Consider the following 13,693-nt stretch of genomic DNA (forward strand, 5'->3'; position numbering starts at 1 on the left):
AATAGTTTTTAAAATTTAATAATTTTGGAGATTTTATGAAATTAGTATTAAAAAAATTAATTTATTCTTCGTTTTTTTTCTATCCGTTAAATTGCTTTTCATCATATTATGTTCAATTTTTAAATAATTATGATAATAATATCGTTGTAATTCAGAAAGTAAATTTAGCAGATAAAAATAAAACTTCTGCATTTATATTGAATCAAGGTGAAGTAAATAGTTTTAGTGACTATGATTATTTATTGCTTCAATTTAAGCATAAAATAAATTTTATAGATACGAACACTCCCTGTTCTTGGGTACAAATTTTTGGAGGAAAGTATCCTCATGGATGGGGCTTGTCTTTGATTATCAATGATATTGAAATTGGTACCATTTGCGCAAATAAAAAATTTTTAATTGATAAAAGTACAAATTCTAAAATTGAGTTTTATAGAGGAGATGATAATAAAATAGAAGGTAAATTTTATAATATAGGATGGTGGCAAAATAGTGAATTATTACCAAATTCAATAGACTTTAAACTTGACTATTAAAGTCTATTATATTCTGAGGTGCTTATGAGCTTCTTTTTTAAAAAATTAATAATTTCTGTCCCACTATTATTTTATAGTTTTCAAACATATGCCTACTTTCAAGTTGATGTTATTAACGCAACAGGTCAAACAATTTCATATTCCCTTTTTACTTCTCAAAATTCTGATTATTCTTTAGGAAACAAATATAACTTAGACAATAAAAAGAAAATGGATATTTGCGATAATGAAGAGATTTTAATTGATAATAAAAAATTTTCTTTTATTGAAAATTTTAAATCTTGTTCTGAAATGAATATTTTAGGAACAATTTTTATAAAAGGATCTGGTTTAACAATAAAAGTAAATGGAAAAGAAATGGGAACTATTTGTGCATTTAAAAAAACCATGCTTGATCCAGCTCTACATGCTCAATTAGAATATTTCAAAGATTCAAAAAACCAAGTATATATTAAATTCTCAAATGTTGGTTGGGGTGAAGATAGTAATATATATCCTACTTTTATCAATTTAAAATTAGATTAATTTATTCTAAATTAACACTTCTTTTTACGATTTTTTCATATTCACCAGAATTTTTTATTTTTAATAAAATTTCATCAAATTTTGCCTTTATTTTTGTATAGTCTTTCTTTTTACTAAATCCTAGAAAACTTGTAATTGTTTCCACTTTTGGTTGTAACTTTACATATTCCTTTCGGTCTATATTTAAATTTTTCATTAAATATTCAACTACCTTTTCACTTCCTACAATTACATCATACCTGTCTGATTGAAGTTTTAATATGCATTTTTCATAATCCCAGCTTTCTTCTGTTACAATATTGTTGTCTTTAATTCCTTTCATAAACGTATCACCATAGTAAGCAGCTCTTACATATCCAATTGTTTTATTTTTTAAGTTTTTATAGTCACCATTAAATATAGCATCATTTGTCTTTTTTTTATAAAAGGACATATTTTGATGAACAAGAGGTTCATTATTATAAGTCATAATTTTATCTCTTTCGGGAGATCTATTTACTGTAAAAATAATATCTGCTTTTCCTGATTCAATTTCGCCATGTGAACGATTCCATGGTTGAATGATAATTTGATATTTTTGATTCATTTTATTAAACACGTATTTTACTAATTCAGCTGAAATTCCTTTTACATCATCCCCTTCTGGATAAATATAAGGAGGATAAAGTCTTGTTACGACAATAAGTTTGTCTTCTATAGCATATGCTGAATTATTAATATTAATAAATAATAGAATAAATAATATATAAATTTTATTAAAAATTGACATAAATACCCTTTAAAAAATGAATTATTCATTGTTTTCTTAAAATTATTTAAAAGTGATATATTTTATTTTTTCACATAAAACAGGGATAAGCAAGTAGCTTAAAAGGGATAGACTGATTTTATTATATAATATTTTATTAAATTTTATAATCTTCTTAAATTTAAGATTAATTTCTTTAATTTATCATATGTTATAAAAGATTTTGGTAAAAATGGTTACAAAGCAATTTTTTACTTCACTTTTATAAATACGTTAATTTATTCCTTTAAAAACTCAATTAGAGCAAAATTTTTCAATATATCGATAAAAATGAATTGACTTATATAGAATATGTAATAACTATATTGACAGTTATTGATCGGCCATATTTGGTTAATGTCAATAAAATTTTCAAATATCTAATTTAATACCATTATCAATCTCTATGATATTGCTATTTAAGTTAATATTTTAATTAGATAATTTAAATTTTAGGAGATTTTATGAGATTTTTATTGAAATCATTTGTGTTAGGTTTATTTAGTACTCACTTGATCGTTTTAGCTTCTGAGTCATCAACAAAATGGACTATAAAAAATAATACTTCTGAAGAATTGGCTCTTTTATGCAAAAACATAACTTATAAAGATATGAATATTGTTATGAAAACGGCAACAATTAAGCCAAATCAGTCTGAAGTTTTTGATTGGGGTGATAATTATTATAATGATGGCTTAGAGCTAAATAGCGGTATTTGGAATTGTACCATTAAAAATAAAACAAAACTTCCTTCTGAATTTGAAAACTTTTCAACAGAATGGGGTGAGTCTCTTTCCTTAGATGTAAATGAAGCTTCTGGCAAACTAAAGTTAATTAAATTAGCGAAATAGTACATAGTAAAAATTTTAAAATATTTGAGCATTTAAAGCCCTTTTAAATATTTATTTTTTATAAATCGAAGTCATTTTTGTCTTCGATTTTTTTTATCATATTTAGTATTCTTCCCATAAATATATTAAATATTATTTTTTCAAAAAAAATTATATTATACTATTTTTTAAAAATAATGAAAAAATTAAAATAAATTGTTAAATATTAAATATAATTAATGTATTGACATATTTAAAAAATGTGATTATTTTTTTTCAAGCGTTTATTTAAAAAAAAATGAGGGAACATATGAAATTTAAATTTATGGGAATGATTGCATTCCTGTCATTAACATTACCAGTTCAAGCTTTAGATAGTAGTGTAAATTTATTTGAGAATAATGATTGGCGTGGAACCTATTGCAGCAGTTATGGCGATGGATTATTTCAGGGAACATATAATTACCGATTTAAGGGAAATGGCAAATTAGAATCTTATATTGAGTATTATACAGATTTATCTTGCAAAACAAGGACAGGTTATAATGATATTCAAACACAAGGTAGCTACAAATTAAAAAATACTTCTTTCCAAAATGACTGGGTTATTTATGATCTCGAGGTAAAATTAAATCACTTAAATTATTTGTTATTTTTCAAAATAAAAGTCAAACAAAATAATATGATTTTATGCTGGGATTCTTCAAGATGTTCAAATTATGTCAAAATATTAAATTAATTTTATAAATAAATGGTTTATTTAAATATATTAAATCAAGAAAGAAAAAAAATTTCTATGAATAAATTAAATATATATAAGAAAAATAGCCAGGTTTTATTTTCCCAAAAAAAATTAGATAAAAAAACTTCAGAAAATCAATTAAAAGGGTTTGCTACTGAATTAAAAGAAAATTGGTTTGGAGTTATAAAAAGTAAAAATATATTACAAGATACATTGTCAGCTATAACAGTTGCATCTGTTGCTTTACCATTAAATATTGCTTTAGCTGTAGCTTGTGGATTGCCAGCAAGTGCAGGACTCCTTGCCGGAGCAATTGGAGGAGGTTTGGCCGCTATTTTTGGCGGATCTTCTTTACAAGTAACAGGACCAGCTGCGGCATTAAATGTAATGGTTCTTGTCATAACAAAAGATTATGGACCCGTAGGAATATGTTTTGCCTGTATAATAATAGGTTTAATTCAGCTTTTATTATCTTTTATTTCAGCAGGTAAGTTTATAAAATATGTACCTGAAGCAGTATTAGCTGGTTTTACTACAGGCGTTGGAATTAAATTATTGGATAACCAAATCCCAGAAATGTTTGGATTTGATTATACTGTTTTGCAGCTTATTAAAATGCTAAATCATCCAACATGGCTAACTGAAGTTTCATGGCTCGCAGTTGTTTGTGGTCTCTTTGTTGCTTTATTAGTTACTTCATGTAAACAATTTAAAAGATTTCCTGCATCTTTTATAGGAATTGTAATTGTTACTGCTCTTTCCATTCATTTAAATTGGAATATTGAAAGAGTAGGATCAGTGCCATCAGTGTTACCTTATCCTAGTTTTCCAATGATTTCTTCTGATAAAATATTAAGCTTATTTATTGCTACTTTACCATTAGCATTTTTAGCATCCATTGAATCATTATTATCTGCACAAGCTGTCGATAAAATTTCAAATGCAAAAAAACCTCACAATTCAAATTTAGAGCTTTTTGGACAAGGATTAGGAAATATAGGAGCTGGTTTTGTTGGTGGGATGCCTGTTTCAGGAGTGATTGTGCGTTCCACAGTCAATGTACAAAGTGGTGCAAAAACAAGATTATCAGCCTTATTACATGCTGTTTTACTTATATTATCAATTCTATATTTTAGTGAAATCATGTCTTCTGTTCCCTTAGCGGCTTTAGCTGGTTTATTGTGTGTTGTAGGATTAAGATTAATTGAAGTAAAAGTTTTTATTCACTTCTTAAAAACAAGTAAATTTGAAACACTTGCATTTTTATCTGCTGGAATTGGAACTGTAACAGGACATTTATTGTCTGGACTTACTATAGGTTGTATTATTTATTTCATTGAAAAATGGATAAATAAAAAAGAAAAAGTACCAGAAATTAAGGTTCCAAACAAAATAAATCGAAGAGCGATTTTACCTAATATTTATAAAGAAAGTAAATTAAAAAGACCAACCCATTTTGAATTAGAAAGCGAAAAAACAAGTTGGCTCAGTCAAATTCGCGATAAAGCTTCTATAGCAGCTTCTTCATTTGTTCATCATAAAGCTTCTATTATTGGAAAAGTTGTTTTAGGTGACCATGTGCATATTGCGGCAGAAAGTTCAATTAGGGCAGATGAAGGCTCTCCTTTTTATATTGGCTCAAATTCTAATATTCAAGATGGTGTTGTTATTCATGCCTTAAAGGAAAAATGGGTTTCTGTCGGTGGCAATGACTGGGCTGTGTACATCGGAGAAAATGTTTCTGTAGCACATCAGGCATTGGTTCATGGCCCCTGTTTTATTGGAAATAAATCATTTATTGGATTTCAAGCAATTGTACATGATTCCGTTATAGGTTCTCATTGTTACATTGGTATTGGAGCTATAGTTGTAGGAGTAGAAATTCCCGATGGACGTTATGTTCCTCATGGAATTGTTGTCGATAGTTTAGATAAAGTTGAAAAACTTCCTTTAGTAACAGATGCTCATTTAAATTTTAATGAAGACGTTGTTGATGTCAATAAAGGTCTTGTTGCTGCCTATAAAACTCATAATGGACAAAATATAAATTCAAAAAAATTCACTTATGGTGGATTAAGAAAATTAATCACGGTCAATGATAAATTTTAAAATGGAGAATACTTATGATTTTACAAATTTTTATTGGTTTTTCTATAGGTCTAATTATTTATTTTATATTTATGATTAAAAATAGCTTTTTTCAAGTGAATGAAGGATCTATTGCGATATTAACTAGTTTTGGAAAAGCATTATTATATAAAAATGCTTCTGAAAATATAAAAATCTATGAACCAGGTTTACATTTAAAATTTCCTTGGCACAAAATTAAGATGATTTCAACAATGGAACAAATGATTGAATTATCTGGTGAAGAAGGTGGTACCATGACTATGGCTTCAGATGGTACTTTACTTAGAATTGATTCAAAATTAAGATTTACACCACTTAAATCAAATATTTATTCGTTTTTATTTTCATTGGAAAAACCATTAGAACATATTAAAGGCTTATTTGTATGCTTATTACATAAAGAAATTGGTTCTTTTGAAAGCAGTAAGCCAAAAACTGAAATCAATACTATAAAATTAAATAATCAAATAAGTTCATACGCTTCAATTAGAAGTGATAGAGGAGTTCTTAACAAACAAATTCTTGATTATTGTAAAAATAAAATAACAGATAATTATGGAATTCAATTTAATGGAGTAGATATCACAGATATTCTTCCTCCTGATGAACTAGCTGACGCCTTAAATGCAGTGATTAATGCTCAAAGTGAAGCGCAAAGATTATTTGCTTTAACAGAAGCAGAGTGCGAACAAAAAATTCTTTCTGCACAAAAAGGAATATCAATTGCCAAAGCTAAAGCAAAAGCAACTGAAGAAGATATTAAGAAAATTACAGAGATTTTAGAAACACTACAGATGAATGGGACTTTAGGTTTATATTTAGAAAGAAGAAGCTGTGAAGTATTTTCAGATTCAAAATTTTCATATATTAAGAGGCCATTATGAATACATATATATTAAATTATTTTTTAGGAATTATTGCTGGAGTTCTTTTAATTCCAACGATTTATTTAATTTTTAAATCTATAGTTATTCAATTGGAAAATGAAAATAATGCTTTAATTTGTAGATTTGGTAAATTAAAAAAAATAATTAAAAAACCTGGATTTCATTTTTGGCTAGATAAAGTAATGCCATGGACACAAGTAATTATTGTTTCTTTAAAAAAAGATTTTAGATGTTTTGAAGAAATACATATTAATGATTGTAGAGGTACCACTTTAATTATAGATATATGGTTTGAGTTTCATATTCATGACCCTATCAAAGCTGTTTTTCAGGTTGAAAATTTAGAAAAATTTTTAGAAAGCATTCTTTCAAGTTCAGCTACATCCGTATTAGGGACATATGAGTTTAATTATATTTTAGCCAATCGCCATGAATTAAATGAAGTATTAAAGACTGATATAGCTAAAGAATTAGAACGCTGGGGTATTCATATTGAACTTATTTTCATTAGCAGATTAAGTCTTTTGCCTGAAGTTTCTAAACAACTTTTTGAAACGGTAGCAGCAAAATTAGAAAAGACAAAAGCAGATATTGAGGAAAAAGGCAGACTTGATGCACAATTATTAGAAGCGGAAACCTCTTCTAAAGTAGCTTCATTAATAGCTGAGGCTAAAGGACAATATAGTTTATGTATTAGCAGAGCATATGAAAATTTATCACATAATCCTGAACTTTTTAATTCATACAAAAAACTTTATGAGCTTTCCTTAGTAAAGCCTCATCGAACTGTTGTTTTTCAAGGATTTGGCACAGATGAATTGACTTCAATAGAAGCTGCAATGACAATGTTACCAGCTATTGATGAGCCATATTTAGGGAATTTAACTAAAACTCCAGAATATGTGAATCAATCTCATAGTCATTCTTGATAATAGTGTTAGTAATATCATTTTGAACTTTATTGAATATCTTTTTAATTTAGGAGATTTTATGAAATTTTCAGTTAAAGTTTTTGCAGTTGGGTTATTTAGTACTAGCATGATAGCATTTGCTTCTGATCTATCAACAAAATGGACAATTAAAAATAATTCAAAAGAATCATTAATTCTAAGTTGTAAAAATATATCTGAAAAAGATTCAAATATAGCAATGGTATCAAGATCAATTAAACCAAGTAAAACTGAGGTTTTTGATTGGGGTGATAATTATTATAATGATGGTTTGTGGTTAAATGCAGGAAACTGGAATTGTACTACAAAAAATACAACAAAGCTTCCAGCAGAATTTGAAAATTTTTCAACAGAATGGGGCGAATCTGTTTCCTTGGTTGTTAATGCAATTGACGGAAAACTTAAGTTAACTAAGGTTGAGAAAAAAGACGCTTCTATAGCTGTGAAAAAAGAAAATAATAAAGAAAATAGTATTGAATAAATCTTAGAATATTCTATGTTTCTTTCTTATTTCTACAAAAATAATTTTAAATTTATGAAATCAAATTTATTAATTTAAAGCAGTCATCTAAAGATTGTTTTGACTCTCTTATTGCTTCTTCCAAAGGCATTGAGGCCAGTTCTTCATTCCAGGGTTCTACTGCTACTGGGCCTCTAAAACCTTTATCATAAAGAGTTGTTAAAAATTCTTTTACTTGATTCACACCTGTTTTTAATGGCAAGGTTCTTTTAAATTCTGGCATCGTAAATTGATTATAACCAATAAGACCATCGTTTAATTCTAAATAAATAATATTTTCTAAATCCAAATGTTTAAGGTCTAGAATCGATGCTCCGCTATGTTGCCAATGATGTATATCCAATTTAAATCCAGCATTTTGATATAAATCAGCAGCGCTAATTAAGCATCTTACTCCATCAATTGTATGAATAAAATCATATTTTGAGTGAACTCTTGTTTCAGTTGGACCAATAAATTCAAACGCAATTTTTATATTATTCTCTATTAAAATATTTTTTGTTAAATTTAATCTTTTTACATATAATTTAAATAAGGAATCAAAATTTAAGTTATTTGAAAATGGTGGTAGATAATTTAAAGCAATTTTACAACCAATTTTGGATGCATCTTCAGCTTGTTTTGAAAATATTTTTAAACTATTCTTAAATTCATCATCGTTTCCTGAAAGTTTGACTGTAAAATGAAATGAAGTTGCAATTAGACCATAATCATTTAAAATATCTTTTATTTCTAAAATTGAATATTTAGGCTTTTCTAAATCTAAATTAATTCCTTTATATTTATATTTATAAGCAAGTTTACAGGACTCTAAAAAATCTTCTTCCTCATGTCCTATTGTGGAACTCATTTTACTGTTATTAGCATCATAATCTTTTGTAATATTAAGTACGGAATACATGTTTTTTCTCTTTTATTTAATAAGTATATTTGATTTAAATGGTTTTGTTTCTTATAATATAATTATCTAACACTTTTTTAACAATATTTAACTCTACTGTAACAAGATAATCACCTTCTGGATTATAGCATTTTCCAATTTTTTCTAATAAAACAAATCGTAATTCTCTTCCTGTTTTTTTATTGTCATTAATCATAGCATCAATTAAGATATCCGATGTAATTTCATGAGGAAAAGGTTCTTTATAGCCTAATTTGTTTTCTATTATATCATAATGTAATTTAACTTCTTCATGTGATAGTAGCCCTATTTCTTTTGATAATTCTGCTGCAATCCTCATTCCAAAAGAAACAGCATCACCATGTAAGATTTTTCCTTTCATGAGCCATTCAATGCCATGGCCAAAAGTATGTCCATATTCTAATATAATTCCATAATGTTTTTCAGAGGGATCTTCTCTTAATATATCAAGTTTTGATTGAATTATTTTTAATGCAAGCTCGTTTGTTTTATATGAATTTTCAGGATTATCGTATGGTAAATTTTCATATAAATATTCAAAAAAGTTTTTATTTGAAATAAATCCATTTTTTATTCCTTCAATAATTCCTGCTCTTCTTGCATTTTTGGGTTCTGTATGAAGATAGTGTGTATCTCCAAATATAAATATGGGAGCATGATAAAGGCCAAAATGATTTTTCCCTTTTTTTCCATTTACAGCTTGTTTATTACTTAGCGTGCTATCTGTTTGACCCGTAAATGTAGTTGGAATTTCAATGAAGCGAACGCCTCTATATATGAGTCCTGCAGTTAAACCAACTAAGTTTCCAACTCCACCTCCTCCAAATGCAATTAATATTGATTTTTTTGAAATATTTTGTTCAATTAATTGTTCGCATAATTCTTCAAGGTTTTTAAAATATTTATTTTGTTCACCAGATTGTAGGATATTTAAATATGTATTTGGAAAAATTTCTTTTATTTTATTATATAAAGATTCCCCATAAATTTTAAATATGGAATTTTCAGTTAAAAAGAATAATTTGTCAAATTCAATATTTTCTAGCTCTTTTATAATAGTATCTTCAATTTTGTACCCAAAATAATAAGGTGTTGGTTTTTCTAATTCGGTTGAAAATTGAATTGTTTTTCCTGGGAATAATTCATTATTTAAATACATATTTAATTCAGACTGTCCAAAATTTTTCATATCAAAATCCACCTTTATGAAAAGTTATTCAATTATTGTAAATGAAATATTAAATTTATTGAGTTTAGAGTTTTATTAACTTGTGTTTGTTTTTCTTAAATTTAATTGTGGTCTTATTAATAAAATATATCCTAATAATGAGATAATCCCACAGATAAACATAGAACCTGCCATTGGCAGTGCAGAGCCATTATGGAAAAAGCTTACAAATAGAGATGAGAAAAAAGCCATACTCCACTGTAAAGAGCCATATAAAGCAGAAGCTGTTCCCGCTTTTTCTCCATAAGGTGATAAAGCAATAGCGATTGAGTTTGGACTAATTAAGTTCAACATTCCTAGAAAAAAGAAAATTGAAATTAGAAATGGGAAAACCAAGTTTGAATAAAATGAAAATGCGAAAATAAATACAGCAGCCAAAAATGAAACTATGACAGAAGTTGAGCAAATTGTTTCGGGCTTCCATTTTTGCAGAAGTTTTTTATTAATTTGAGAAGCAATTAAAATTCCAAGACCATTCATGCCAAAAACAAGTCCATACTGTTGCGGTGTCATTTTAAAAAGTTCTATAAAAACAAATGGGGAACCAGCAATATAAGCAAACATTCCTGCTCGAATAGCAATGTCTGGTATTAGATATCCTATAAAATGCTTATCTTTAAGTAAATCTTGATAAGAATGAAGGACTGATTTTATTTTTATAGACTCATGTTTTTTTGTATTTGTTTCAGGAAGAAATATTGAGACAATAAATATACAAATTAAACATGATAATGCTAAAGTAAGAAATATATATCTCCAGCCTAATAGGGCATTTAAAAAAGCTCCAATAGAAGGCGCAATAATAGGTGCTATTCCTAATACTAGAGCAATATTAGATAAAAATAGTGCAACATGTTTTTTATCAAAAAGATCACGGACGATAGCTCTACTAATTACCATACTTGCAGAGCCACCAAATGCTTGTAAAACTCTAAAAAGTATAAATAAAAATATGTTCTGTGAAAATGCACATCCAATAGAAGCTAAGAAATAAAGTAACATTCCTCCGAGTAATGGTTTTTTTCTTCCAAATCTATCTGACAAAGGACCATAAATAAGTTGTCCTAATGCCATACCTATGAAAAATGTAGAAACAGACAACTCAACAAATGAAATATGAGTATTCATATCTTTTTGAATAGAATTAAATGCAGGTAAATACATATCAATTGTTAAGGGATCAAATGCTGTTAATACTCCTAAAAGAATAACTAGCCATAGAGTTTTACTTTTAGGCATCAAAACAGAATTCTGATTTCCATTTGTTTGGTACATTTTGATTCTTTCTTGTTTAATTTTTCTATTGATAATGTTTCTCAAATTCAATAAAAAAATTCAAGGGGATCTCTAAAAAATTTTTTTGACTCTCAATATTTTATAATAAACAAAAAGACTATATAAATATTATAATATGTAATAATTTTAAAAATAATATTTTAATTTGTCTTATAACTATGAAAATTAGATCCTTGCTTAAATTTAAAGTGCATATTATCAAAAGAATGAAATTTATCAGTTGTTAAATTTTTAAATAATTTAAAATTGATATAAAATATAATCAATAAAAAAATTTTCTTGTTTAATTATAGTTATATTTATTAAATATAAATTAGACAATCTTTAACCTATTCATTATTTAATAAGGATGTTTATAATGAAATTATTTTTCCGTGTCTTTTTACTAACTTTCTATGTAACCTTAATTTTTGTTAAATTAGATGCACAAGCATTAGGATCCTATTTATTTTGTGTCAATCAAAATAATTCTTGGGATTGGAAATGGGCTAATTCTAATAAACTTCAAAATATTTTATGGGCACCTGCTGATAATGAAGGTTTTTGGATTAAAGGATCTGTATGGGTATTAAATACCTCAGAATTTAATGAACATAGTACGCTTTCTGTTAACTTAGAAGGAATGCCTCTTCATTCAAATTCAAATCGTGTAAAAAGACATGCCATAAGTGAAGATAATAAAATCCAAACACCATTTGTGCTCAATTCTGTTTGTCAGACATTAGTTCAGACTTGTGTTAAAGAATTTGGAGAAAATTATACACATGTAGGAGCAGCAGGCCACGCACTTGCAAGGACTGATTGGGGATATATTGTTGCAGATAATCAAGTATGCCCAAATTAGAATATTCCAAAGGGTTTAGTATTACACTCCGAATCCGGTTATTCCCTTCAAGGAATGATTGGACAAATAGCTGTTGATATTGTGGCAGGTGGTCCAGAAGAAAAAATAAATGCTTTGGATAAAATATCTATTTCATCTACAAAGCCTTTCAATAATTCTCATATTTCAATTTCTAGTAACGAACTTCCTAAAAAAATCTCTAACAGTACAAATGAAATCAATAATAATTTAATTCAAACTCAAAATAATAATGTAAATCATAATCTTCATCCACAAACTACAGAAACTCCTGTCATTACAGAAATTGAAAATAGTCAATCGGAATTAGAAAGTAGTAATGAATGGATCACTGTAACAAAAAGAACTGGAATTCCAGATAGAGTTAAAACAAGATATAATGAAATTCAAGATTTTTATCAGAGAAATAAATACTATCCTTCTCCTCGTGTATTTCAAAATAGAGAAGGACTTATAAAAGATACAAATGGAAACATAATCTACGGGGATCTTTTAGAATATGACGTTCCATTTCCAGGGCAAGAAGTTCGTGATAGAAAGAGAATAGTAATACAAAAATATACTAAAAATTGGTGGTATACAAAAGATCATTATAATAGTTTTGTAAAAATGGAAATTGTTCCTTAATATTTTAATTTAGAAAAAGAAGTTATTTATTACCTTTAAATAAAATCGTTTATTTATCACTCATCCTATTCTGAGTACAGGTGTTGCCTTACAAGTAGTATCTGAATAACCAGGTAAAATTGAAATTCCCATATTGTTTTTTAATCCAAACCTGTACCAGCGGGGGCTATTTGTATAACTTGCAGGCTGCGGATAAAAATTATCGGGACAGGCTTCAAGTATTTTTACATAATCTTTTTCATGAATGACAAAAATATTTTCATTCTTACAATTTGCTGTTGAAGGAAAAATATTTAATTCATCTTTGGTATTGAGCCATTCACCTAAAACACGTACGTTAAAAAATCCAAATTTATCTTTTCTAATAGCCCAATGCCAATCAGATCGATTTGCACTGTTAGTACAATAAATGTTTACTTCTTTTTCATATTCTCCTGTTTTTGTGAGGCATTTCATATGTCCATCATATACTTTTTCAATTTTATTTTGATAACCTTCCGCAAAACGATACCATCCATCTCTTATGGATTGAGCTGGTTGAAAATGATAACCAGAAGGGCAAGCATTTTTGGCTAAAGAAACACTTTGTGTATCTAGTACAAAAAACATAATCTGATCGTTTATTTTCATGCTTTTTAAACTATAATTAGGGTCATCGCATCGTCCATAAAGATGGTAACCTGTTACTTCAATATATTTTCCACTTTTATGAGTTGCCCACTTCCAAATAAGAGAATCATTCTTACGAGAACATACGACATAAGATTTTTCTTGTGAATTTGCTGTCAATATAAAAAATGAAGATAACGCAGACATATATTTAATTTTAAGCATTTTTGTTACCTTTTAAA

General features: G+C 27.3%; 15 protein-coding genes. 10 read left to right on the forward strand and 5 right to left on the reverse strand.

Going from position 1 to position 13,693, the window contains the following annotated elements:
• The first annotated feature begins 35 nt into the window (after positions 1-35).
• Both GCL60_RS11090 and GCL60_RS11095 read left to right on the forward strand, forming a co-directional pair.
• The gene (locus GCL60_RS11090; RefSeq protein ID WP_153420725.1) at positions 36-536 is read left to right on the forward strand and encodes a hypothetical protein; all 501 of its coding nucleotides are present in this window, start codon (positions 36-38) and stop codon (positions 534-536) included.
• Positions 537-560: 24 nt separating this feature from the next.
• Positions 561-1,061, forward strand: coding sequence for a hypothetical protein (locus GCL60_RS11095; RefSeq protein ID WP_153420726.1), 501 nt, complete (start codon positions 561-563; stop codon positions 1,059-1,061).
• 1 nt (position 1,062) lies between these two features.
• Here the strand turns inward: GCL60_RS11095 and GCL60_RS11100 are convergent, their stop codons facing one another.
• On the reverse strand, positions 1,063-1,830 hold the full coding sequence (locus tag GCL60_RS11100; protein ID WP_153420727.1) for a substrate-binding periplasmic protein: 768 nt from the start codon (positions 1,828-1,830) through the stop codon (positions 1,063-1,065).
• 482 nt (positions 1,831-2,312) lie between these two features.
• Between GCL60_RS11100 and GCL60_RS11105 the strand changes: the two genes are divergently transcribed.
• From GCL60_RS11105 to GCL60_RS11130, 6 genes are all read left to right on the forward strand, one after another.
• The gene (locus GCL60_RS11105; RefSeq protein WP_153420728.1) at positions 2,313-2,699 is read left to right on the forward strand and encodes a hypothetical protein; all 387 of its coding nucleotides are present in this window, start codon (positions 2,313-2,315) and stop codon (positions 2,697-2,699) included.
• Positions 2,700-2,988: 289 nt separating this feature from the next.
• Entirely contained in the window at positions 2,989-3,417 is a 429-nt protein-coding gene (locus GCL60_RS11110) for a hypothetical protein (RefSeq protein ID WP_153420729.1), read from the forward strand.
• A gap of 57 nt (positions 3,418-3,474) precedes the next feature.
• The gene (locus GCL60_RS11115) at positions 3,475-5,529 is read left to right on the forward strand and encodes a SulP family inorganic anion transporter (protein WP_161998174.1); all 2,055 of its coding nucleotides are present in this window, start codon (positions 3,475-3,477) and stop codon (positions 5,527-5,529) included.
• Positions 5,530-5,543: 14 nt separating this feature from the next.
• Positions 5,544-6,434, forward strand: a complete 891-nt coding sequence (locus tag GCL60_RS11120; protein WP_153420731.1) for an SPFH domain-containing protein — start codon at positions 5,544-5,546, stop codon at positions 6,432-6,434.
• Positions 6,431-7,366, forward strand: a complete 936-nt coding sequence (locus GCL60_RS11125) for an SPFH domain-containing protein (protein ID WP_153420732.1) — start codon at positions 6,431-6,433, stop codon at positions 7,364-7,366. The genes GCL60_RS11120 and GCL60_RS11125 overlap by 4 nt, the downstream gene beginning before the upstream one ends.
• 61 nt (positions 7,367-7,427) lie before the next feature.
• A complete protein-coding gene (locus tag GCL60_RS11130) occupies positions 7,428-7,868 on the forward strand; it encodes a hypothetical protein (protein ID WP_153420733.1) in 441 nt (146 codons plus the stop codon).
• A 52-nt stretch (positions 7,869-7,920) separates the two neighbouring features.
• On the opposite strand, the gene GCL60_RS11135 is transcribed toward GCL60_RS11130, so the two are convergent.
• The 3 genes from GCL60_RS11135 to GCL60_RS11145 all read right to left on the reverse strand — a co-directional run bounded on the left by GCL60_RS11135 (position 7,921) and on the right by GCL60_RS11145 (position 11,332).
• A complete protein-coding gene (locus tag GCL60_RS11135) occupies positions 7,921-8,808 on the reverse strand; it encodes a sugar phosphate isomerase/epimerase family protein (protein WP_153420734.1) in 888 nt (295 codons plus the stop codon).
• A gap of 34 nt (positions 8,809-8,842) precedes the next feature.
• Positions 8,843-10,018 (reverse strand): 3-dehydroquinate synthase family protein, encoded by a 1,176-nt coding sequence (locus GCL60_RS11140; protein ID WP_153420735.1) that lies wholly within the window; start codon positions 10,016-10,018, stop codon positions 8,843-8,845.
• 75 nt (positions 10,019-10,093) lie between these two features.
• Positions 10,094-11,332, reverse strand: coding sequence for a multidrug effflux MFS transporter (locus GCL60_RS11145; protein ID WP_153420736.1), 1,239 nt, complete (start codon positions 11,330-11,332; stop codon positions 10,094-10,096).
• Between the two features lie 379 nt (positions 11,333-11,711).
• Here GCL60_RS11145 and GCL60_RS11150 point away from each other — a divergent pair, with 379 nt between their 5' ends.
• On the forward strand, positions 11,712-12,197 hold the full coding sequence (locus tag GCL60_RS11150; protein WP_153420737.1) for a hypothetical protein: 486 nt from the start codon (positions 11,712-11,714) through the stop codon (positions 12,195-12,197).
• Between the two features lie 54 nt (positions 12,198-12,251).
• Positions 12,252-12,842 (forward strand): ribonuclease domain-containing protein, encoded by a 591-nt coding sequence (locus tag GCL60_RS11155; protein WP_153420738.1) that lies wholly within the window; start codon positions 12,252-12,254, stop codon positions 12,840-12,842.
• Positions 12,843-12,902: 60 nt separating this feature from the next.
• Here the strand turns inward: GCL60_RS11155 and GCL60_RS11160 are convergent, their stop codons facing one another.
• On the reverse strand, positions 12,903-13,676 hold the full coding sequence (locus GCL60_RS11160) for a hypothetical protein (RefSeq protein ID WP_153420739.1): 774 nt from the start codon (positions 13,674-13,676) through the stop codon (positions 12,903-12,905).
• Between the last annotated feature and the right edge of the window lie 17 nt (positions 13,677-13,693).

Source organism: Silvanigrella paludirubra, assembly GCF_009208775.1.
Classification (GTDB): domain Bacteria; phylum Bdellovibrionota_B; class Oligoflexia; order Silvanigrellales; family Silvanigrellaceae; genus Silvanigrella; species Silvanigrella paludirubra.